The sequence below is a fragment of the Solibacillus sp. NPDC093137 genome (assembly GCF_050280445.1).
GTDB classification, from domain to species: Bacteria; Bacillota; Bacilli; order Bacillales_A; family Planococcaceae; genus Solibacillus; species Solibacillus isronensis_B.
Map to the genome: position 1 here is coordinate 123,216 of NZ_JBNNVH010000005.1, position 21,381 is coordinate 144,596.

21 protein-coding genes are annotated in these 21,381 nt (G+C 38.6%); 13 read left to right on the forward strand and 8 right to left on the reverse strand.

Annotation, left to right across the window (positions count from 1 at the left end; all coding sequences use genetic code 11):
* Window positions 1–52: 52 nt before the first annotated feature.
* Entirely contained in the window at window positions 53–613 is a 561-nt protein-coding gene (locus ACQKN3_RS15875) for a DUF3298 domain-containing protein (RefSeq protein ID WP_427713281.1), read from the reverse strand.
* A gap of 269 nt (window positions 614–882) precedes the next feature.
* On the opposite strand from ACQKN3_RS15875, the gene ACQKN3_RS15880 reads away from it, so the two are divergent.
* Window positions 883–2,139 (forward strand): MFS transporter, encoded by a 1,257-nt coding sequence (locus ACQKN3_RS15880; RefSeq protein ID WP_427713180.1) that lies wholly within the window; start codon window positions 883–885, stop codon window positions 2,137–2,139.
* Between the two features lie 68 nt (window positions 2,140–2,207).
* Entirely contained in the window at window positions 2,208–2,447 is a 240-nt protein-coding gene (locus ACQKN3_RS15885; RefSeq protein ID WP_251690834.1) for a hypothetical protein, read from the forward strand.
* Between the two features lie 68 nt (window positions 2,448–2,515).
* Here ACQKN3_RS15885 and ACQKN3_RS15890 read toward each other — a convergent pair whose 3' ends face one another.
* The gene (locus ACQKN3_RS15890) at window positions 2,516–2,752 is read right to left on the reverse strand and encodes a DUF1540 domain-containing protein (RefSeq protein WP_079523677.1); all 237 of its coding nucleotides are present in this window, start codon (window positions 2,750–2,752) and stop codon (window positions 2,516–2,518) included.
* Between the two features lie 288 nt (window positions 2,753–3,040).
* Here ACQKN3_RS15890 and ACQKN3_RS15895 point away from each other — a divergent pair, with 288 nt between their 5' ends.
* The gene (locus ACQKN3_RS15895; RefSeq protein ID WP_427713184.1) at window positions 3,041–4,528 is read left to right on the forward strand and encodes a class I adenylate-forming enzyme family protein; all 1,488 of its coding nucleotides are present in this window, start codon (window positions 3,041–3,043) and stop codon (window positions 4,526–4,528) included.
* A gap of 153 nt (window positions 4,529–4,681) precedes the next feature.
* Here ACQKN3_RS15895 and ACQKN3_RS15900 read toward each other — a convergent pair whose 3' ends face one another.
* The 5 genes from ACQKN3_RS15900 to ACQKN3_RS15920 all read right to left on the reverse strand — a co-directional run bounded on the left by ACQKN3_RS15900 (window position 4,682) and on the right by ACQKN3_RS15920 (window position 10,309).
* Entirely contained in the window at window positions 4,682–5,587 is a 906-nt protein-coding gene (locus ACQKN3_RS15900; protein ID WP_427713187.1) for an ABC transporter ATP-binding protein, read from the reverse strand.
* Complete coding sequence (locus ACQKN3_RS15905; protein WP_251690721.1) at window positions 5,580–6,632, reverse strand: ABC transporter ATP-binding protein; 1,053 nt, start codon at window positions 6,630–6,632, stop codon at window positions 5,580–5,582. The genes ACQKN3_RS15900 and ACQKN3_RS15905 overlap by 8 nt, the downstream gene beginning before the upstream one ends.
* Window positions 6,633–6,647: 15 nt before the next feature.
* Complete coding sequence (locus ACQKN3_RS15910; protein ID WP_251690720.1) at window positions 6,648–7,583, reverse strand: ABC transporter permease; 936 nt, start codon at window positions 7,581–7,583, stop codon at window positions 6,648–6,650.
* Window positions 7,583–8,512, reverse strand: a complete 930-nt coding sequence (locus ACQKN3_RS15915; RefSeq protein WP_251690719.1) for an ABC transporter permease — start codon at window positions 8,510–8,512, stop codon at window positions 7,583–7,585. The genes ACQKN3_RS15910 and ACQKN3_RS15915 overlap by 1 nt, the downstream gene beginning before the upstream one ends.
* A gap of 129 nt (window positions 8,513–8,641) precedes the next feature.
* The gene (locus tag ACQKN3_RS15920) at window positions 8,642–10,309 is read right to left on the reverse strand and encodes a peptide ABC transporter substrate-binding protein (protein WP_427713191.1); all 1,668 of its coding nucleotides are present in this window, start codon (window positions 10,307–10,309) and stop codon (window positions 8,642–8,644) included.
* A 320-nt stretch (window positions 10,310–10,629) separates the two neighbouring features.
* Here ACQKN3_RS15920 and ACQKN3_RS15925 point away from each other — a divergent pair, with 320 nt between their 5' ends.
* Both ACQKN3_RS15925 and ACQKN3_RS15930 read left to right on the forward strand, forming a co-directional pair.
* Window positions 10,630–11,127, forward strand: coding sequence for a DUF1456 family protein (locus tag ACQKN3_RS15925; protein WP_008405641.1), 498 nt, complete (start codon window positions 10,630–10,632; stop codon window positions 11,125–11,127).
* Between the two features lie 152 nt (window positions 11,128–11,279).
* Complete coding sequence (locus tag ACQKN3_RS15930; RefSeq protein WP_251690717.1) at window positions 11,280–12,179, forward strand: radical SAM/SPASM domain-containing protein; 900 nt, start codon at window positions 11,280–11,282, stop codon at window positions 12,177–12,179.
* Between the two features lie 59 nt (window positions 12,180–12,238).
* On the opposite strand, the gene ACQKN3_RS15935 is transcribed toward ACQKN3_RS15930, so the two are convergent.
* Window positions 12,239–12,814: a metallophosphoesterase family protein gene (locus ACQKN3_RS15935; RefSeq protein ID WP_251690716.1), complete on the reverse strand. Its 576-nt coding sequence runs from the start codon at window positions 12,812–12,814 to the stop codon at window positions 12,239–12,241.
* Window positions 12,815–13,025: 211 nt separating this feature from the next.
* On the opposite strand from ACQKN3_RS15935, the gene ACQKN3_RS15940 reads away from it, so the two are divergent.
* The 8 genes from ACQKN3_RS15940 (at window position 13,026) to ACQKN3_RS15975 (ending at window position 21,375) form a co-directional block, all read left to right on the forward strand.
* Window positions 13,026–13,871 (forward strand): MurR/RpiR family transcriptional regulator, encoded by an 846-nt coding sequence (locus tag ACQKN3_RS15940; protein WP_251690715.1) that lies wholly within the window; start codon window positions 13,026–13,028, stop codon window positions 13,869–13,871.
* 57 nt (window positions 13,872–13,928) lie between these two features.
* On the forward strand, window positions 13,929–15,332 hold the full coding sequence (locus tag ACQKN3_RS15945; protein WP_427713196.1) for an extracellular solute-binding protein: 1,404 nt from the start codon (window positions 13,929–13,931) through the stop codon (window positions 15,330–15,332).
* A 71-nt stretch (window positions 15,333–15,403) separates the two neighbouring features.
* Window positions 15,404–16,297, forward strand: a complete 894-nt coding sequence (locus tag ACQKN3_RS15950) for a carbohydrate ABC transporter permease (protein ID WP_251690713.1) — start codon at window positions 15,404–15,406, stop codon at window positions 16,295–16,297.
* A gap of 14 nt (window positions 16,298–16,311) precedes the next feature.
* Entirely contained in the window at window positions 16,312–17,136 is an 825-nt protein-coding gene (locus ACQKN3_RS15955; RefSeq protein WP_340716467.1) for a carbohydrate ABC transporter permease, read from the forward strand.
* A 10-nt stretch (window positions 17,137–17,146) separates the two neighbouring features.
* Entirely contained in the window at window positions 17,147–18,178 is a 1,032-nt protein-coding gene (locus ACQKN3_RS15960) for a serine hydrolase domain-containing protein (RefSeq protein WP_427713199.1), read from the forward strand.
* Between the two features lie 13 nt (window positions 18,179–18,191).
* On the forward strand, window positions 18,192–19,169 hold the full coding sequence (locus tag ACQKN3_RS15965; RefSeq protein ID WP_427713202.1) for an N-acetylglucosamine kinase: 978 nt from the start codon (window positions 18,192–18,194) through the stop codon (window positions 19,167–19,169).
* Window positions 19,166–20,071, forward strand: coding sequence for an N-acetylmuramic acid 6-phosphate etherase (gene murQ / locus ACQKN3_RS15970; protein WP_427713205.1), 906 nt, complete (start codon window positions 19,166–19,168; stop codon window positions 20,069–20,071). The genes ACQKN3_RS15965 and murQ overlap by 4 nt, the downstream gene beginning before the upstream one ends.
* A 161-nt stretch (window positions 20,072–20,232) precedes the next feature.
* Entirely contained in the window at window positions 20,233–21,375 is a 1,143-nt protein-coding gene (locus ACQKN3_RS15975; protein WP_427713207.1) for an acyl-CoA dehydrogenase family protein, read from the forward strand.
* Window positions 21,376–21,381 lie beyond the last annotated feature (6 nt).

The window sequence follows — 21,381 nt, forward strand, 5'->3', positions numbered from 1 at the left end:
AAGAAATGTACTATATTTTGAAATTAAAAATATAGTACATTTTTAATTAACATTAACCGTTAGTCGCCAATCTGCCAAGCGGACCGGATTCATCGATAATATCTGCCAAATCAAAAACAGAAATCGGAAACATAGGCAGACCTACAACATATGGAGTAATCTCATATAATTGAAAATAAATGACGAGTGTCTTATCTGCAATATAGAAATCCTGATCCGGACTTATACCCGGAAAATCACCTAATGTAGGGAGATCCCGCTCCTGTATTTGAATATCGACAAGAGCAGAAAGTCTTCTGACATAATTGGTGCCCGGTTTAAATAAATCCTTGAGTGTACATAGCTTCTTCTTTTCTATATCAAATGTCAGTGATTCAATTGTCGTCATTCCGTGTGCGGCCTTTTCATGGTACGTATAATTGGAAAGGCTCAAACTTAGTACTTGCCGCTGATTATTTTTTATTTCATATAGCCCCAGCATTTCTTCAACTGTTGTCGGCATATCACCAACTTGCTGAGCAATTTGTTTTTTTACTAACTCCTTAATCGCCTCATTCATCTCACTTTCCCATGAATGATCCCACTTGTAAGTAACATGAGGATAATATACCAATTGATTCGGTCCATAATCTAATCGAACAGTACTAACAGGTATTGGACCAATTTGAAGAATAGTTTCACTTCCTTCATTGTTTTTTTCTTGAATAAAAATATGCAACTAACCCTGCATACTGTTATTTATATGTAGGGTATATAACTTTATGAAAGTGTTGGCTTGAAAAGATAACTGGCAAAGTATTTTCATAAAATGGATAAGGAATAAGAACTCATAATTAAAGAATTCAAATGTTTAAAGAAAAACTTTTATGGGAGCAGTGAACATTGGAAAAGCAAAATAGTAAGTTCAGATGGGTAGTTTTTGTTTCGGTATTGCTTACGTATTTATTGATGGCTAGTCAGCGGACTGCACCTGGCTTAATTACCGATCAGCTGATGAACGACTTTAATATTACAGCTACGACAATCGGGTTAATAACAGGAGTTCAGTTTTTTGTATATACAAGTTTGCAAATACCAATGGGGATTTTGGCGGATCGCTTTGGTCCAAACTTCTTTCTTATATTTGGTGCGGTCCTTGCCGGCGTGGGAACAGTTCTTTACAGTGTCGGGACACATGAGTCGGTATTATTTATATCGCGAATTTTTACTGGAATAGGGGATGCAACGATTTGGGTTAATATGATGCTCATATTAGGCCAATGGTTTTATAAAAAGGAATTTGTCCGTTTAGTAGGTTTTGCCGGGATGACAGGCAGTTTAGGTTTCTTGTTGGCAACTGTACCATTTTCGTCTTGGATTGGACTCCTTGGATGGAGATGGGCATTTTTCTCATTAGGTCTTCTTGTAAGTTTATGCGGCATAATGCTGTACATGGTTCTAATAAAACAAGCAAAAAGAGCTTTTCCGCAAACATTGCCTGTAGAAACAGAGCCAGTCCAACGTGAAAAAACAGCTGGCATAGTAAAAAGAGTCTTTTCCAGCCGGCAAGCATGGGCTTTATTTTTATGCCATTTTGGAGTAGTGGGAGGCTATGTCGGATTTATCAGTTCGTGGGCTGTGCCGTACGGAATGGATCTTTACGAAATGAGCCGGTCACAAGCGAGCCAGTTAATTATGGTTGGTTTAGTTGGTGCAATTATTGGTGCACCATTTATGAGCTGGGTTGCGAGTATGTATGAATCGATTAAAAAACCCTATATAGCGGTGCAATCGATTGTTTTTGCAAGCTGGTTTATGTTTCTTTTATTTCAGGGGTACCCATCATTAATTGGGGTCATAGTTCTTTTCTTCCTTATCGGTTTTGGTTATGGAGCAAGCGCATTGACATTTGCTGCTGTAAGGCAGTCTTTCCCGATGACAGAGTCCGGCATTGTATCAGGATTTGCCAATACAGGAGGCTTTCTAAGTGCTGTGTTACTGCCGATTTTTTTAGGTGCAATATTGGACTATGTTCAGGCAAGTTCAATAAATTTACAATACGGTTATTTCTACGGCTTCATTATTCCGGTACTATTTTCTTTAGTCGGATTGGTTGGAATTATGTTATACAAAGAAGTGCATGTTACGGAAACATTGTAGATTTGATTAACTAATAGTTACATAAACAATTGTTCACCGCACATCCTAATAGTTGAGGAGGTGGATGAATGAACGAAAAAAATTTCACAGAAGCAGGAACAGATGTTAATGAAGTAAAGCGTTTAAATGCAGCTTCCGGCCTTTCGTATAATGAAACGCTTGCTATCCTTGCCAAGGAACAGGAAGTGAAGACGACTGATGAAATGCCGCTTCGACCTTTAACGGAAAATCTGGAAGTAGACAGCCGTACTTACAAGGTTAATGAAGTGCCTGGTAGTGGGCAGTTAGGTGGCAACGGTCCGCATTAAATCGTTAATAAAAAGGAAGCTGTCTAAATAAGTGGTGTACACTTTCTAGACAGCTTCTTCCAATTTACTTAGTGACGCTTTTCTGCATCTTTTTTACAAATAAATGTTTTGCAGCAAGTGTCACTGGAAGACTTGGCTTCTTTTTGTTTAGGGGCTTGCAAATCAAAATCAGAAGCAAATTCCGACCGCTCTTTTTTGTTGGTTATGCTTTCCATATCAATTTCAATTTTTTCGGCCCCACAGAAATTCCCCTTTGCATGGAAAAAACAATCTGATACAGTACATTTCACCTCTAAAGCTGGCATAGTTTTCCTCCTCTTTGATTTAGCAATTGTGAAGTAAAAGGCGCTTGTTTGCTTCCTTTTGCTTCATCATTAATTTGTCCACTCTGAATGTTTTTATGTCCAAATAAAATGGATCAATTAGCTTTATTTGACAACTAGCTTATCCAAAAAAAACGTATATCATTCGAGGATTCAAATATTTTCGTAAAATGCTTAGAAAAATAAAAACACAGAAAATATTGCATTAAGCAGCTTAAAATTGTTAAAATTTAGAATATTAAGATATTTATATACTGAGGGGGATTTTAAATGACAGTTTTACAGGCATTAGTTGACCAAGCTCTGGAGACACCGAATGCAACGGCTATTCAATTTGAAAATGAAGTATGGTCATATGAAGAACTTCTGAAGAACTCGCGGAAAATTGCCGGTTATCTGATTGAAAAGGGTTTTCAAAAAGATGATATTGTAGCAGAATTTGCGCTCAACTCCCATTTATTTATGGCTGTTTATTATGGTGTCCAGCTTGCAGGCTTAACCGTAATGCCTGTGAATACAAAGCTGGCTCCTCCTGAAGTGGATTTTATATTTAAGCATTCTGAGGCAAAAATTTTAATATATGATGAAAAACTGCAAGCGACGATTGATCTTACGACACATGATTTTCAGGAAATCCTTTCACTTTCACAAATCAAAGAAATTATAAATGGAAGTAGCGCTTCTCCAGCATTACCGCAGTTAGACCTTGAGGATACGTCCGTTGTTATGTATACATCCGGAACGACAGGAAAACCAAAAGGGGTTATGCTCAGTCATCGGAATATTTTGGAGACTGCGCAAATCTGGTCTGACTCAATGAATATGACGACTGAGGACCGTATGTTTATTTGTACACCATTATTCCACTGTGCAGGCAGCCATGTATTTGCGGTGCCGACAATTTATAAAGGAGGAGCCGTTCTTATAGAAGAAGCATTTTCACCAGATCAAACATTGAAAAATCTAGTGGAAACAAAGGCAACCATTTTCTTTGGTGTACCGGCAATGTATACGATTTTATTAAACAAACCAGAGCTGCAGTCCTATGAATTTAGTCAACTGCGCCTGTTCTGTTACGGGGCTGCACCGATGCCATATGAGCTTGTTAAGCGTCTGAAGGATACATTCCCGAAAGTAAAAGTACAGAATTTGTACGGGCAAACGGAAAATTCACCTGCAGCGAGTTCATTGCTGGATGATGCAGCACTGTTTAAAATCGGTTCAGTAGGCAAACCGTTAGCGCGGACTGAAATTCAGCTGCGTGATGCAAATGGTGAAATTGTGGCATTAGGGGAAGTCGGTGAAATTTGCGTTAAAGGTCCCCAAGTAATGAAGGGATATTTGCGCGCACCGGAAGAAACAGCAAAGTCGATTCAAGATGGATGGCTGTATACTGGAGATTTAGGCCGTTTTGACGAGGAAGGCTATTTATATATTGTAGATCGTAAAAAGGATATGATTATTCGCGGCGGAGAAAATATTTATCCTATTGAAGTGGAAGAGGTACTTTACCAAATGCCTCAGATTTTAGAGGCTGCGGTCGTAGGGGTCCCTCATGAAGTTTATGGTGAAGTTCCAAAGGCATTTGTTGTATTAAAAGAAGGCCAACAACTAATGGAACAAGATGTATTGGACTATTGCATGACACAGCTTGCAAAATATAAAGTTCCGTTTGAAGTCGACTTTATCGATCAACTGCCACGAAATGCATCTGGTAAAGTACTGAAGCATACGTTAAGACCAACACAAACGATATAAAATGATAGCCTCGATTTTGTCGAGGCTATTTTTCATGGAAAATAAAAGGGCCATTTTCCAATCCTTTGCAATGAAGGAGTGAGAAAATGGTAGAAAAATTGGACACTATAATGAAAAAAGCCGAGTACTCAAATTGGATACTCGGCTCTTTATTTATAACCAGCTAGCAAGTTGCTGTTTTGTGGCAAATACGAAATGCCCTGGACGTGCTTCTAAAGTCTCCGCATTATCAGGTGTTTCTTCATGCTTGTAAGGAATACGGACACGTTTACGCTCATACTCAGGGTTGGGTTGAGGTACGGCAGAAAGTAAAGACTTTGTATAAGGATGAATCGGATTGTTGTATATCTCATCCGCATCACCTAACTCTAAAATTTTTCCGCGATACATAACAGCAATACGATCCGAGATATACTTCACCATCGATAAATCGTGGGCAATGAATAAGTATGTTAACCCACGTTCTTTTTGTAGCTGTTTTAATAAGTTAACGACTTGAGCTTGAATAGATACGTCTAGAGCAGAAATTGGCTCATCCGCAATGATGAAGCTTGGATCTAAGCTTAACGCGCGGGCAATACCAATACGTTGACGTTGACCGCCTGAAAATTCATGTGCATAACGGTTTGCATGCTCACGGTTTAAACCGACAGATTCTAACAGCTCTCCAATTTTTTCTTGACGGTCTTTTTTATTTTTGTGAAGGCCGTGAATATCGTAGCCTTCCGCAATAATTTCACCAGCTGTCATTCGCGGGTTTAACGATGCGTAGGGATCTTGAAAAATCATTTGCATGTCACGGTTGAACTGCATCGATTCTTTTCTTGAAGAATAAGAATTCACATTTTTTTGGTTAAATAAAATTTCACCTTCAGTAATATCATATAGGCGAATAATCGAACGTCCCGTTGTTGATTTACCACAGCCAGATTCACCCACTAGTCCAAGGGTTTCGCCTTCATAAACATCGAAGCTAATGCCGTCAACCGCTTTAATTGGCTCTTTGGCAGTACCGAAATATTGTTTTAACCCTTTTACTTCTAAAATCTTTTTACGCATTAGCTGTGCCTCCTTTTGCCGATTCAATACGGCGAGCAACCGCCTCAGGAAGTGGAATTTTTGGAGCATTCGGATGAAGTAACCAAGTTTTTGCAAAATGAGTGTCAGAAACTTGGAACATCGGTGGCTCTTCCTCATAGTCGATTGCTAAAGCCAGCTCATTGCGAGGGGCAAATGCACAGCCTGTAGGCGGATTAATCAAGTTTGGCGGTGAACCAGGTATTGCACGTAATAACTCGTCTGTAGAGTTGTTTAAGTCGGGCATTGAACCTAGCAGACCCCAAGTATAAGGATGCTTAGGGTTGTAGAAAATGTCCTCTACTGTACCATACTCAACAATTTGTCCGGCATACATAACGGCAACACGGTCAGCCACGTTTGCCACGACCCCTAAATCATGGGTAATAAAAATAATCGATGTATTTGAACTTTTTTGAATGTCCTTCATCAACTCTAAAATTTGTGCCTGAATCGTTACGTCGAGTGCTGTAGTTGGTTCATCAGCGATTAAAAGCTTAGGATCCGCAGCAAGGGCAATCGCGATGACAACGCGCTGACGCATACCACCGGAAAGCTCGTGTGGATAAGAAGCAAAACGTTTTTCCGGAAAAGGGATACCCACTTGATTTAATAATTCAATGGAACGAGTTTTCGCTGCTCCTTTACTGGAAACTTTTTTATGCTTCAATAATACTTCCATAATTTGCTTGCCGATTCGCATCGTTGGGTTAAGTGCTGTCATCGGATCTTGGAAGATCATTGCCACTTCATTGCCCCGGATTGACAACATTTCTTTTTCTGAAAGAGGAATCAGATCACGACCATTAAATTTAATTTCGCCCTTTGCATAAATACCGGGTGGCTCAGGAATCAGCTTCATCAAAGCATTACTCGTAACACTTTTACCTGAGCCCGATTCACCTACGATAGCTAATGTTTCGCCTTCGTACAGTTCAAAGTTTACGCCTCGTACAGCTTGTACAATACCGGCGTACGTTTTGAAATGAATATGTAAATCATTAACTTCTAAAATTTTCTTTTTCATATCGTACACCCTTTTCTATTTACGTAATTTTGGATCTAAAGCATCGCGAAGACCATCTCCAACAGCGTTAAATGCGAAAATCGTTAACGAAATGAAGAGGGCAGGGAACATTAATCGCCAAGGTGCAGATTGGATTGCCTTATTTCCTTCTGAAGCCATCGTCCCCCAACTTGCAAGCGGTTGTTGTACCCCTAAACCAATATAGCTTAAAAATGATTCTGTAAAGATAGCAGCTGGGATGGTTAATGTCATTGTTACTAGAATTGCCCCCATTGCATTTGGAATTAGATGACGTTTAATTAAATGCCATGTACCAGCACCTAATGTCCGAGATGCTAAAACAAATTCACGACTCTTGATTGAAAGCACTTCAGCACGAACGATACGAGCCATGTTTACCCATCCGGTAAAGGAGAGGGCGATAATCATAGGAATTAATCCTTTTTCCATAACGACTAGTAGAATAATAACAACTAATAAATAAGGAATCGCTGTTAAAACATCGGCAATACGCATCATAATGTTATCTACGCGGCCACCAAGTAATCCTGAAATACTGCCCCAGAGAACACCAATAATTAAATCGATCACAGCTGCGGCAAGACCGATGAATAACGAAATTCGTGCGCCAATCCATACGCGAACGAATAAGTCGCGTGCAAGGTCGTCAGTACCGAACCAGTGGGCAGCTGAAGGGGCTGTATTGTAAAGACCCGTATTTTCTTCATAAGTCCAAGAGGAAAACATCGGTGCAAAGATGCCCATAATCGTAATAAACGCTAAAATAATCAAGCCTATAATTGCGAGCTTATTATGTGAAAAACGGTACATAACCTCTTGCCAAAAGGAAATTTGCTTTTTGTTTAAGGAATCCGCATCATTTGGACGGGCGCCTACAATTTTAAAACGCTCCGGAGCGATTTGGTCATTATATTTATTTTCTATAGTCATTATTTTTTCGCTCCTTTCAATTTGATGCGAGGGTCAATAAAGTGATACAAAATGTCTACAATTAATACCGCTATTAATAAAAGAATCGAATAGAAAACAGTTACTCCCATAATTGTCGTGTAGTCACGGTTTGTAATGGATTGAACAAAGTGACGACCAATACCTGGAATAGCGAAAATTTGTTCAATAATGAAACTACCTGTCAATACGCCGGCAGTTAAAGGTCCTAAATAAGTGATTACCGGCAACAACGCATTACGAAGAGAGTGTTTAAATACAATTGTCCATTTTCCAATTCCTTTTGCACGGGCAAGCTTTACATATTCACTATTATTTTGTTCCAGCATACTCGATCGAGTAAGTTTTGCAATAAACCCTACATGTGACAGGGCAATAGCGATTGCAGGTAAAACCGTATAGCTAAAGCCTTTCCATCCCGTTACAGGGAACCAACCAGCTTTTAGTGACAAATACAGCTGTAATAACGCTGCAAGAATGAAGGATGGGACAGAAATACCTATAACAGCGATGACAGTCGACACATAGTCAGGAAATTTATTGTGATAGAGCGCTGAAATAACACCTAATAAAATTCCAAAACCTATTGCTAACAGCATTGCTTCTAAACCTAATACTAATGAAACAGGAAATCCTTCTGAAATCATATCGTTTACTGAACGTCCTTTATATTTCATGGATTCTCCAAAATCAAATGTAAGTGAAGAGATTAAATAATCTTTATATTGGATATACCATGGATTATCGAGGCCGTATTTTTCATTTAGTTGCTGTTCGATTGCTGGTAATAGCTCACGTTCACTGGCAAATGGGCTTCCTGGTGCGAGCTTCATTAAAAAGAACGTTGCCGAAATGATAAAGAATAATGCTATCAAAATGTAAATTATTCGCTTAAAAATATAGTTAAGCATTAGACAACCCCCTCCTTGTTGTAAAGTAATGAATATTCAGAAATATTAGGAAAGGCTGCCCTAAATCACATGGATTCTGAGCAGCCTTTCATTTAAAAATACACAGTAAGTTGTGTTGATACGTAAAAATTATTTGTTGATATCAACATTTTTAAGTGAAATATTACCTAATGCATCTGGCTCCATGCCTGTTACATAATCTTTTACAACGTAAGGGTTAGTATAGTAGTAGATTGGCGCAACTGGAACTTCTTCAGCCATGATTGCTTCTGCTTGTAACATAATCTGAGTACGTTTTTCTGGATCTGTCTCAGTAACTGATTGTTTTAATAGGGCAGTGTATTCAGCATTTTCCCAACCAGTATCGTTGTTTCCGTTTTTCGCAGAGTTATACATTTCCAGGAATGTGTAAGCATCGTTGAAGTCAGCAATCCAGCCTAAACGACCCACTTGATAATCTAAGTTAGAAAGTTTGTCTAAATATACTTGCCATTCTGAGTTATCAAGTTTTGCATTAATACCTAATTCTTTTGTCCATCCTTGTTGAATGAATTGTGCAATCGCAGCATGAGCTTCAGAAGTGTTGTGTGAAACAGTAACTTCTAATTCAGATGGATCTGATAAACCAAGTTCTTCTAAACCTTTTGCTAAATATTCTCTCGCACCTTCGAAATCAGCATCTTTGAAATAGCCTTCATCATCGCCAAAACCATCTACCGAGTTTGGAACATAACCCAATGCAGGTTGTTGCTCCGCCTTCGTAATATTAGTGATTAAGCTTGCACGGTCTATTGCTAAAGTTAAAGCTTTACGAATATTTAAGTTACCCGTTACTTCATCTGTCGTGTTGAATTTATACCAGTAAACACCTGAGTATTCAGCAACTTTAAGCGTACCTTCTGATTTTAAGCGATCGATTGCATCTAGAGAGATAGAACCATAGCTTGTTCCTAAGAAGTCAACTTCACCTGCATCAAACATGTTCATTTGAGAAGCTTCAGATTCAACGATTGCTACATTTACTGTATCAATTTTTACGTTTTCAGCATCCCAGTAATTTTCTGATTTAGTGAATACCAAGTTACCGTTGTGAACCCACTCCGTTAGAGTGTATGCACCATTTGATACGATTGAATCTGCTTCAGTGTACCAGTTAGCATTTGCTTCTTGAGTAGCTTGGTGAATTGGTGAAAATGTTTTGAAAGCAGTTAATTCCAAGAAATATGGTGTTGGAACTTCTAATGTCACTTCTAACGTTTTGTCATCCACAACTTTAATACCTAAATCATCGGCAGAGCCAGTACCTGAGTGGTAAGCTTCAGCGCCTTTGATTGGATATAAAATTGACGCGTATTCAGAAGCGTTTTCTGGAGTTAATGCCCATTTCCAAGCAAAAGCAAAGTCGTTTGCTGTTACAGGGTCTCCGTTAGACCATTTTGAATCACGTAAATTAAATGTATAAGTTAATAAGTCATCGGAAATCTCATAGCTTTCAGCGGCAGCCTCAACCGGAACGCCGTTTTCCATTGTCATTAAACCTTCGAAAATGTTGTTGATAGCAGTACTTGATGTAGTATCAGACGCTAAACCCGGGTGTAAAGACGGTGGTTCAGACATAAATACTAGGTTAAGCTCTTTTGGTTCTGATGAAGTGCTTGTAGACCCTTCATTATTTGTTTCAGTACCTGTAGAACCTTCCGATGTTTCATTGTCCTTACTGTCGTCCCCACCACATGCCGCAAGTACTACAGATAGTACAAGTGCCATGAAAAGTGTTAGAAACTTGTTCAATTTCATCTTAAAACCCCCCATTTTGTGTAAAAACATGATATTTTTTGCAAATTAATGCAATATAACTATATCAAATCTTCAGAAAATTATAAACCTATTTTTTATAAATCACGTAAATTTTCTGTTTAGAGCATAAAATTACTATTTAGTGTTATTGATTTTGCGCGGGGTTTCTGGATTTGAAATATTGTGAATACTAGTTTTTGCTGAGTGGAAATGGATGAAAAAATACGCTAAAAGATATGGAACGTTTAAGAGATCACGCTAACATTCCAAGTCCAACCTCTGATATAATATTTGCTAGCGAAAGAAGTATGGAGGTTATTATGGATAATAATGATATTCTCATCCGAACGCGTTATGCATTGGATTTGAAAAATAAAGAAATGATTGAAATTTTTAAGTTAGGTGGCGTTACAGTTTCCCCGGAGGATATGCCGAAAATTTTAACGAAGTCTTTGGAAAAAGATGAGGAAGCACCTGCTGATTATGACCAAATGAAAGTGAATCATAAAAATTTGGAAGCATTTTTCAATGGGTTGATTACGTATAAGCGTGGACCGATGCCGAAAAAAGAAGGGCAGCCAGCGCCTGTGCAGGAAAAGCCGGATCATGTTAACAACATGATGCTGAAAAAGCTGAAAGTGGCATGCCAGCTGACGACAGAAGAGATGCTGGATGTGCTTGATGACGGGGGTATTGCAGTATCAAAAGGCGAACTTGGCGCCATTATGCGTAAACCGGGTCACCGTAATTACAAAGAATGCGGCGACAACTTTGCCCGTAAATTCCTTAAAGGCCTATCCGTTCGCTACCGCGGATAAAAATACGAACTGCCTAGAATATCATTCATATTCTAGGCGGTTTTTTATTTGCATTGTGTGTTAAGCCAAACAGACAGCTTCCTTTTTACATAAGAAATTTGTTACAATGAGAAGTATTGTTTAGGATCAAAAAAAGGAATGGTGAACGAGCGTTGAAAACTTTTAAGAAAGTGTATATCGAAATTACAAGTGTATGTAATTTAGCATGCAGCTTTTGTCCACCTACAGAGCGAGCAAAAGGATTAATAAAGGTAGAGCAATTTGCTCATATTTTAGATGAAATTAGCGGCTACACAAAATATATATACCTACATGTAAAAGGGGAGCCTTTATTGCATCCGCGCATCGGGCAGTTACTCGATATTGCACATGAAAAAGGCTTTAAAGTAAATATTACGACAAACGGGACATTAATTAAAAAGAACCGTGAAAAGCTGCTGGGCAAGCCTGCACTCAGACAAATAAACTTTTCGCTTCATAGTTTTGATGGACATGAAGGATCTGAAAACCGTGAAAAGTACTTAGGTGATATTTTGGAATTTGTACGGGATGTAAGAAAACATAATGTCATTATTTCTTACCGTCTATGGAATTTACAGCGCAAAAATGTTTCCGAGCTGGCAAACCGCAGAAACCGCGAAACACTTGAAATTCTGGAAAAAGAGTATGAGTTGGACTATGAAATTCAAGAGCGGGTAGAAATGGGCTCAGGAGTAAAGATCGCAAAAAATATTTATTTAAACCAAGATCATGAATTCCGCTGGCCGAGCCTGCTTGAAAAAGCGGATGAAGGCAAAGGGTTCTGTCATGCATTGCGTACACATGCAGCCATTTTAGTAGATGGCTCTGTTGTACCTTGCTGTTTGGATGGCGAGGGTGTCATTAATTTAGGGAATGTCCACGATCAGAAGTTCGGCGACATTATTACTACTGACCGTGCACAAAACTTAGTAGACGGATTTTCCCGTCGTGAAGCTATTGAAGAACTTTGCAAGAAATGCGGTTTCCGCCAAAAATTTGGTATGGATTCCGAGCTGCCGGATGTTTTATAGTCCGCTATATTGAAAGATTAAAAAAGGCTGTCCTGAATTTACTCCAGGGCAGCCTTTTCCTATTGAGCCTGCATAAATGTAACCGTCATTTCCTCGCTGTCATACAGACACCATTCTTTATTATCAACGACAGGACCGACATTAATCTGGTATTGATTTTTTCCGACAGCCAGCGGGATATCGTAAGGGACAGAATGTCGTAGCCCATCTTTATAAATCGCAGCTTCATGACTATGTCCAAAAAACAGCAATGGCGTTTCAATGTTCGGGAAGGTAGGATTGAATGTTTTATCCCACTCTATTTGGTGCCCATGAATTAAAGTGGCGTGTTCAATTACAAGCGCATTTTCATATTGAAGAAAGCGCTCATCCCCTGTTACTAGGGCAATACGTTCTTCCTGATTCCCGATAATTGAAGGGAATGTTAAGAGGCTCATAAACCTTTCATCAACTATCGCTGCATCTTTTAACTTTGCATGCCGAACCATTTTTGCCTTTTTCTTGCCGATTTTACACTCAAACAAATCTCCTAAGCCAATAATCTCTGCATTGGGCGCTACTTGCTGTATATGATTTAACACCTTTTTCGTATTTTTATAGTGCGAATGTAAGTCACTCAAAAATGCATACTTCATAAAGATTCACCACCGTATAATTGAATTTCTACAATATTATAGCAATAGTCAATTTATCAATAAAATAATACATTAAAATCCTTTTGTTTTCAGAAAATTTAAATAAATTCTTGACGACTAGCAATATAGGTTTTATTATGAAGTTAAATTTCATATATATTAAATTAATAATGAAGTTTTACAACATTTTGTTCGAGAGTAGGTAATAAACTTGGAAAATAGTATTGAAAGAATACGTTCGGGGATGGAATTGCTTAAACCTGCTGAAAGAAATGTGGCTTTATATATATTAAGCCATTTAGATGATGTCATTCGCATGCCGATTGCTGTGTTGGCTGAAAAAGCTAAAACAAGCGAAGCAACAATTGTGAGGATGTGCAGGGCATTAAACTTTTCCGGTTTCAAAGATTTAAAACTAAGTATTGCTTCAGCACCTACTCTGAAAATTCCACACAACCACAACTTTGAATTAGAAAAAGATTCAACGATACTCCAAATGATACAGACAATTGAAATGCATAATATCGACGCAATCCAACGAACGCTAATGATTAATGGTGAAAGAGAACTTGAAAAGATTATCCATAAAATTAATAATGCGAAAAAGATCATCTTTATTGGCATCGGAGCTTCAGCAATCGTTGCACAGGATTTCGAACACAAATTGAAGCGGATCAATAAAAGCTGTGAAACGATTTTCGATAGTCATGGGCAGCTTATTGCCGCAACACATGCAACGAGCGAGGATGTTGTATTCGCAATCTCGTACTCAGGTGAAACGAAGGAAATTATTAATGCGCTTACAGTTGCAAAAGAGAATCAGACAACGATTATTACAATGACGCAAAACAAGCGAAATACAATACAAAGCTTTGCAGACTATGCATTATACGTTGTTTCTAATGAAGCGGATATTCGTAGCTCGGCAACCGCATCACGCATCGCCCAACTGACATTAATTGATATTTTATATACAGGAATTGCCACATTAAACTATGATAATTCGATAATTGCGTTAAATCGCACACTCGAGGTAATTAAGGGTTTCTCTCGTTAATATTGGTGCTGACTATATTCATATAGTTAACATAATGAAAATGAAGGGGTGTAATGTATGTTTGTTATGAAAAAGAGAAAGCAGACTTGGTTTTTAGTAGCATTAATGAGTTTAATGTTATTGCTCGTTGCGTGTTCGAATGACGAGGAATCAAACAGCGACACTGAAGGAAACAGCAATACTGAACAATCAACGACTTCATCGGATAATACTTCTACAGAAAGTACAGGGGATGGTTTGTCAGGCAAACTGGAAATTCAATATTTTGTCGGAGGATATGGTGATGGATGGTGGAAGCAAGTTATTGGGGACTTCCAAAAACAGCATCCGGATTTAGAAATTGTTGAACATGCAGGTCCGAATATTAATACAGAGATGAACACACGCTGGATTTCAGAATCACCACCTGATGTCGTATATATCGATGGGGCAGGAGCTAGTGAAACACAAATGATCGCTGAAGGTCAGTTAATGGATATTAGTGAATTTGCAAAAGGGGTTAAACTTGAAAACGGTACAGCACTATTAGACAGCTTTATCTCGCCGGCAGAAGAAGTAGATGGCGGGAAAATCTATAGTTTACCATTAGTATTCGATACTTGGGGAACTTGGTATGACACGAAGTGGTTTGAAGAAAACGGATGGGAAGTACCAACTGACTTTGACAGCTGGATCAGTTCTATGGAAAAAATTAAGGCTGATACAAAAATTGCACCATTTGTAACGACAGGGCAGCATACACAATACTTCCACCGTGGCGTATTGAACCCGGCATTTGCTGCAGCAGGCGGCGAAGAGTTATTAAATGACTTAAACAACGGTGTAGTAGAGGCTTGGAAAAAACCTGAAACGCTTGAAGTATTGAAGAAGGTTGAAAAAATTGCTAAAGCAGGCGTAATTGATAGCGGTTTTGCGGCTTACAACCATACGCAATCACAAATGAACTTCTTAATGCATAAAAATGCTTATATTCCAGTAGGTTTCTGGTTACCAAATGAAATGAAAAATGATACGCCGGACAGTTTTGAATTTGGCTTCACACCAACACCGATGAATGATCCTGGTAAGCCATTAGCACTTGTACCGGATATCCGTACAATTGCCATTGCTGAAAAATCGCAAAATCCGGAAGCTGCAAAGGCATTTTTAGAATTCATCTTTACGGAAGAATATGCGCAGGCATTTGCTGAAGCAACAGGTGCGATTATGAACATGAAAGATGTTGATCTGTCTTCGAATACGAATGTTCAGGATTTCTTGAAAAATATTAATGAAATGATCAATAATCCAGGTGCTGTTCATACGTACAAACGTTACACACCAGATGCTGAAGTGCAAAAAATTTCGGTTGAAATTACAAATGAAATTAAATTACTAATTATTGATATCTTACTTGGTGAAATTACTGCTGAGGAATTCGTCGATAAGATGGTGAAAAAAGCAGAGGAACTAAGAAAATAAGGTAAGGAAAATGAGGTTGCTAAAAGCTTTTTAGCAACCTTATTTAATCAATAGAGAAAGGAGTAACGACAATGACCTTTTCTTCCAAAAGCAAATATTTGTTTTTAGCATTTTGTTTACTGCCGACTTTTCTGCTCTTTTTAATTTTTACTGTTTATCCTATGTTAGGCGGGTTGTATTACTCATTTTTTGACTGGTCCGGAACAAGCGCAAACAAAACATTTATCGGCTTAGATAATTATATTCGTCTATGGAACGACTCCATTATTAAAAAGGCAATCATAAATGACTTTTTCTTCGTTTTTGTAAAAGTCATTGGGATCATGACGCTCGCTCTATTTTTTGCAGTGGCATTAACACAGCTTAAGATTAAAGAAGCGCCATTTTATCGAATTGTATTCTTCTTTCCTAATATTATGTCCGTAGTAGTCATCGGGATTTTATGGCAGTTTATTTATGATCCGAACATGGGAATTGTCAACAGCTTATTAAATCAGGTCGGATTGACAGATTGGGCCCGTCCTTGGTTAGGTGATAAAACCTGGGTACTGCCTAGTATAGCGATTCCCGCAATATGGGCAGGGATTGGATTATTTATGCTCCTTATTATGGGTGGTATTTCGAATGTGCCAAAAAGTTTATATGAAGCTGCAGATATTGATGGTGCATCCGAATGGCAGCAATTTTGGCATATTACGGTTCCGCTTGTTTGGCCACAAATAAAAACATCCATTCTTTATATCATTATTACGTCTCTTAACGGTTCGTTTGTACTTGTGCAAGTAATGACAGGTGGTGGCCCGGGAAGTGCTTCGGAAGTAATGGGCTCGTATTTATACCAGCGCGCGTTTGAAGACTTCCAATTTGGCTATGGTGCAGCGATTGGTGTTCTAATCCTGGTCGTATCGCTCATTACTGTTCTCATTTCGCAATTTATATTGAAAAAAGAAAAAGTCGAATATTAGCGGGGGGAATTTAGATGAAAGTAGTTTCACAAATTTTAGTACGTATCCCGTTAATCCTATGGGCGTTTATCGTTATTTTCCCATTAATATGGATGTTTATGGGTGCGTTTAAATCGAATGCAGAAATCTTCACGTCACCTTGGTCATTGCCGACAGATTTTAGTTTTACAAATTTTGAACGTGCATGGAATGACTACAATATCGGGCGAGCATTTTTAAACAGTTTTTTTGTAACAGTACTTGGCTCGTTTTTAACACTCCTATTATCGATTCCGACAGCTTATGCATTGGAGCGTGTTCGTTCGAAATTTGGTGAAGTGCTAGTGAATGTTTATTTAGCATCAATGATGATTCCATCCGTTTTAGGTTGGATCCCTCTATTTTTCTTATTAATGAAGTTTAATTTACTGGATAACTTGTGGGCGTTATCGCTTGTTTATGCCATTTCACATGTACCATTTACGATCTTCATTCTCGTTGGGTTTATAGGAAATATTCCTAAAGAGCTGGAAGAAGCAGCGGTCGTTGATGGTATGAGTCCATATGGAATTTTGTTTAAAATTGTGACACCACTCATCAAGTCTGGGATTATGACAGTTACAATCTTAAATGCCATTTCATATTGGAATGAATTTTTTATGGCGTTAATTTTACTGCAAACCGAAAGTAAAAATACGTTAGGAGTTGCGATGAATTTACTGAAAATAGACGCGCAATACGACAGTGCATGGGGTGTATTATTTGCGGGACTATGTATTGCTGTTATTCCGGTAATCATTTTCTATTCGATTTTCCAACGCCATATCGTAAAAGGTATGACTGAAGGTGCAATCAAATAGGAGGGGAATTATGTCTTTATCACGAGTTGAAGAGTTTATTGAAACAGCGGTCCATAATATAGAACTGCCTGGTGCGGTATTGGCTGTGGCAAATGCAGAAGATGTCCTTTACTGTAAAGCATTTGGGATGGCACATACAAAGCAGCAAATTCCAATGACGGAACAGACGCTGTTTGATTGTGCTTCATTAACGAAAGTAACAGCAACGGCAAGCTCGATTTTATTATTGCTTGAGCAGGGGTTGATTGATTTAGATGATTCCATTAGCTACTACTTTCCGGAACTTAAGTTGATGCATGAAGAAGTTAAGATTCGTCATTTATTAACACATATTAGCGGCTTTCAGGATGAAATTAAGTTTTATATAGAAGGGATAGCTTACACAGATGTCATTGAACGGATAGCACAGGAAACAGGACGGAAAAATGTAGAGCAGCAGGTGATCTATAGTGATGTAAACTATATTTTATTAGGAAAACTAATAGAAAAGGTTACCGGAATTTCATTAGCAGACTATGCCGATAAAAATGTATTTCAGCCGCTTCATATGCACAATACCGTATTTAATCCGTCTGTCCAGTTACTGAGGAACATTGCTGCTACTGAATATCGTACCTATTTAAAGAAACATCAGTGGGGTGAAGTGCATGATGAAAATGCACTGCATTTTGGCGGAGTAAGCGGGCACGCAGGGTTGTTTTCGACTGCAGAAGACTTGGCAAAGTTTGCTCAATCGTTTATGAAGGGTACCGATTCTATTTTTCACGAGCATACTAAACAATTAGCAAAGCAAAGTTTTACTAAGCAACATGAGGAACAGCGTGGCTTAGGGTGGCAGTTGTATACTTCGCCTTCATTTTCCGGCCAATATTTGCGAGACGGTTTTGGGCATACCGGTTTTACGGGCACTTCAATTTGGATTTCGGATGAGAAGCAATTAGCAATTATTTTGTTAACAAATCGCGTTCATTTTGGACGGGGTTGTGAAATTCAACGGTTTCGAAGAATTGTGCACAACTTAGTTGCACTTGAAAATGAATAGATAAGGTGAGCATATGTCAGGAAAACTATGGATTGGTATAGATGGTGGCGGCACAAAAACAACCGCTGTAATTGGTGATGAAAGTGGACATTTACTTGCAGTTACCAAAGGAAGTTCCGGCAATTTAACAGCGATTTCAACAGAGCAGTTGTACACACTTATAAATGAGTTAATCAACCGGTTGTTAATAAAGACAGGGGTCGCATTTACAGATGTGGAAACGGTATTTGCTGCAATGGCAGGGGCAGATCGACAAGCTGAACAACAGAAAATATATGATGCGTTTAAGCAATCACCCGTTCTGGAAAAACTTAAAATCCAGAGTGATATCCATGCCGCATTGGCAGCGGGTACTTGGGGCAGGGAAGGCACTTTACTTATTGCTGGAACCGGAGCGATTATATTCGGTTATGAGCAGCAAAAAACATTTCGTGTTGGTGGCTGGGGCTATTTATTGGGTGACGAAGGAAGCGGGTATCATTTAGGGAAGCTTGCCATTCGTTCCGTTTTAAAAGCGCATGATGACAAAGTACCTTTGAAACCTTTTCAGAAAAAGATATTGACCCATTTTAATGTACTGTCACCTGACCAACTCATTACAAAAGTTTACGGAAGCACGAATCCTGTAACAGCTATTTCATCTGTAAGCAGGATTGTTCTGGATGCTTTTACAGAAGATTTATTAGCAAAATCCATGGTCAGTGCCGTTCAAGAAGCTTTACTGGAACTTATTGAAAGTGCCTATTCACGAATTGATCGGACGAAGCCGGTTGTATTACACGGCGGATTATTTTTGAACAATATATTTTTTGAAGAATTTATCGTCCGTTTTTCATCGCGATTTCCAGATTTGATTGCTTTGAAGCCAACAATTCCGGGGACAGTTGGAGCTTACTTATTAGCGTTACATGAAAGTAATAAGGAAGTAAGTGATGTAGTTAAACAAACGATTCAACAAACATGGCGTCTATTGGAAGGTGAGATAACATGAATTACGATCAATTAACGACTGAAAAACGTAATAATGAAACAATGAATTTGGATGTAATGCCTATCTCGGACATACTTCAAATCATGAATAAAGAAGATATGCAGGTTGTGAATAGTGTTGAACAAGTTTTACCTACCATTGAGAAAGTAATTAAAAGAGTGGTTGAAAACATGAATAACGGTGGCCGCCTTTTTTATATCGGTGCGGGAACTAGTGGTCGTTTAGGAATGCTTGATGCATCTGAATGTCCCCCTACTTTTATGACCGATCCGGAACTAGTACAAACGATCATGGCAGGCGGAAAGGATGCATTTTTCCAAGCAGTTGAAAATGCTGAAGATCGTTTGGAAGATGGAATAAACAAATTAAAGGAAAAAAACATAACGCAGTTCGATTCCATTATCGGTATTACGGCAAGTGGTACGACCCCATTTGTAATGGGTGCTTTAGAGTATGCGCAATCTGTCGGTGCCTACACGGTAAGTTTGACGAGCAATATTAATTCTGAAGTAAGCCGCTATGCGGAAGAAGCGATTGAAGTTGTTGTAGGGCCCGAAATATTAACAGGATCAACACGATTAAAAGCAGCTACATCACATAAAATGATTTTAAATATGATCAGTACAGCGTCTATGGTGCAATTAGGCAAAGCGTACGAAAACTTAATGGTCGATGTACATGCAAGCAATAAAAAATTAATAGAGCGGGCTAAAAGAATTGTCATCGATGCGACGGACTGCAAATATGAGGAAGCAGAAGAAGTACTTGAAAAAACAAAATTTGCTGTTAAGCCGGCAATTGTTATGCTAAAAACAAATGAAAATTATGAACGAGTAAAACTTGCGTTAGAACAAGTAAATGGCCATACAAGAAAAGCTATTTTACTTTTAAACAATAGTTAATACCGAGAGTTGTCATGAACTAATTCTGGCAACTCTTTTTAATTTTCCGCTGAATTTCTGTATAGTGCAATAATATTTCTTACAAAAACATTGTTTCCATTTTTTGTGCCTGTTAAAATTAAGATGTGATAATATTCAGAAAAAACAAAGGGGGCGGGGAAATGGGGATTTATACTGAAGAGCATGAGATGTTTAGAAAAGCTTTACGCAAAATGCTGGATAAAGAGGCATATCCATATTTTGAACAATGGGAAAAGGATCGGAATATTCCACGTGAGTTTTGGCTGAAGCTTGGGGAGAATGGATTTTTATGTCCAATGGTGAGTGAAGAGTATGGGGGCCTTGCACTGGATTTTGGCTATTCTGCTATATTAACGGAGGAACTTGAGCGTGTCGGTGCAGGGTTAGCAAGCGGGATTTCACTTCATTCCGATATTGTGACACCTTATATTGAAGCATACGGGACAACTGGACAAAAGGAGAAATGGCTTCCTAAAAGCGTTACAGGCGAGTACATTTCAGCTATTGCTATGACGGAACCGGGTGCAGGCTCTGATCTTGCAGGCATTCAAACGACCGCGAAAAAAGATGGCGATTTTTATATTTTAAATGGTGAAAAAACGTTTATTACGAATGGCATACATGCAGATTATGTTGTTGTCGTTTGTAAAACAGATCCGCAGGCCACTCCGGCATATAAAGGTGTTAGTCTGCTTATTGTGGAAAATGGTACACCTGGTTTCAAGCGCGGAAAAAAACTCGATAAAATCGGAATGCACAGTGCAGATACAGGAGAGCTTATTTTTGAAGATGTACGTGTACCTGCAGAAAACCTTTTAGGGGAAGAAAACCGCGGCTTCTATTATTTAATGGAAAAACTGCAGCAGGAAAGACTTATTGTCGCTATAGAAACACAAATCGAGGCTGAATGCTGCTTAAAACTGACAGTAGACTATGTAAAAGAACGAAAGGCATTCGGCAGCCGCATCGCCGATTTCCAAAATACTCAATTCAAGTTAGCGGAAATGGCGACTGAAATTGACCTTGGCCGTACATATGTCGATAGTTTAATTGCCAAACATATTGCAGGAGAAGATATCGTGAAGGAAGTATCGATGGCCAAATGGTGGATCAGTGAAATGGCCAAGCGTGTCGTATCAGATTGTCTGCAGCTGCACGGTGGTTACGGTTATATGGAGGAATATGAAATCGCAAGACGATATCGTGATATTCCGGTAGCAGCAATTTACGCAGGAACGACCGAAATCATGAAGGGGATTATCGCAAAGCAAATTATAAAATAGTACTTA

Bases quoted from the DNA above. Each gene is read 5' to 3' on its own strand.
- ACQKN3_RS15915 (WP_251690719.1), bottom strand. From the start codon at position 8,512: ATGCTTAACTATATTTTTAAGCGAATAATTTACATTTTGATAGCATTA.
- ACQKN3_RS15935 (WP_251690716.1), bottom strand. From the start codon at position 12,814: ATGAAGTATGCATTTTTGAGTGACTTACATTCGCACTATAAAAATACG.
- ACQKN3_RS15965 (WP_427713202.1), top strand. From the start codon at position 18,192: ATGTCAGGAAAACTATGGATTGGTATAGATGGTGGCGGCACAAAAACA.
- ACQKN3_RS15920 (WP_427713191.1), bottom strand. From the start codon at position 10,309: ATGAAATTGAACAAGTTTCTAACACTTTTCATGGCACTTGTACTATCT.
- ACQKN3_RS15950 (WP_251690713.1), top strand. From the start codon at position 15,404: ATGACCTTTTCTTCCAAAAGCAAATATTTGTTTTTAGCATTTTGTTTA.
- ACQKN3_RS15910 (WP_251690720.1), bottom strand. From the start codon at position 7,583: ATGACTATAGAAAATAAATATAATGACCAAATCGCTCCGGAGCGTTTT.
- ACQKN3_RS15960 (WP_427713199.1), top strand. From the start codon at position 17,147: ATGTCTTTATCACGAGTTGAAGAGTTTATTGAAACAGCGGTCCATAAT.
- ACQKN3_RS15905 (WP_251690721.1), bottom strand. From the start codon at position 6,632: ATGAAAAAGAAAATTTTAGAAGTTAATGATTTACATATTCATTTCAAA.
- ACQKN3_RS15955 (WP_340716467.1), top strand. From the start codon at position 16,312: ATGAAAGTAGTTTCACAAATTTTAGTACGTATCCCGTTAATCCTATGG.
- ACQKN3_RS15925 (WP_008405641.1), top strand. From the start codon at position 10,630: ATGGATAATAATGATATTCTCATCCGAACGCGTTATGCATTGGATTTG.
- ACQKN3_RS15885 (WP_251690834.1), top strand. From the start codon at position 2,208: ATGAACGAAAAAAATTTCACAGAAGCAGGAACAGATGTTAATGAAGTA.
- murQ (WP_427713205.1), top strand. From the start codon at position 19,166: ATGAATTACGATCAATTAACGACTGAAAAACGTAATAATGAAACAATG.
- ACQKN3_RS15900 (WP_427713187.1), bottom strand. From the start codon at position 5,587: ATGCGTAAAAAGATTTTAGAAGTAAAAGGGTTAAAACAATATTTCGGT.
- ACQKN3_RS15895 (WP_427713184.1), top strand. From the start codon at position 3,041: ATGACAGTTTTACAGGCATTAGTTGACCAAGCTCTGGAGACACCGAAT.
- ACQKN3_RS15945 (WP_427713196.1), top strand. From the start codon at position 13,929: ATGTTTGTTATGAAAAAGAGAAAGCAGACTTGGTTTTTAGTAGCATTA.
- ACQKN3_RS15890 (WP_079523677.1), bottom strand. From the start codon at position 2,752: ATGCCAGCTTTAGAGGTGAAATGTACTGTATCAGATTGTTTTTTCCAT.
- ACQKN3_RS15975 (WP_427713207.1), top strand. From the start codon at position 20,233: ATGGGGATTTATACTGAAGAGCATGAGATGTTTAGAAAAGCTTTACGC.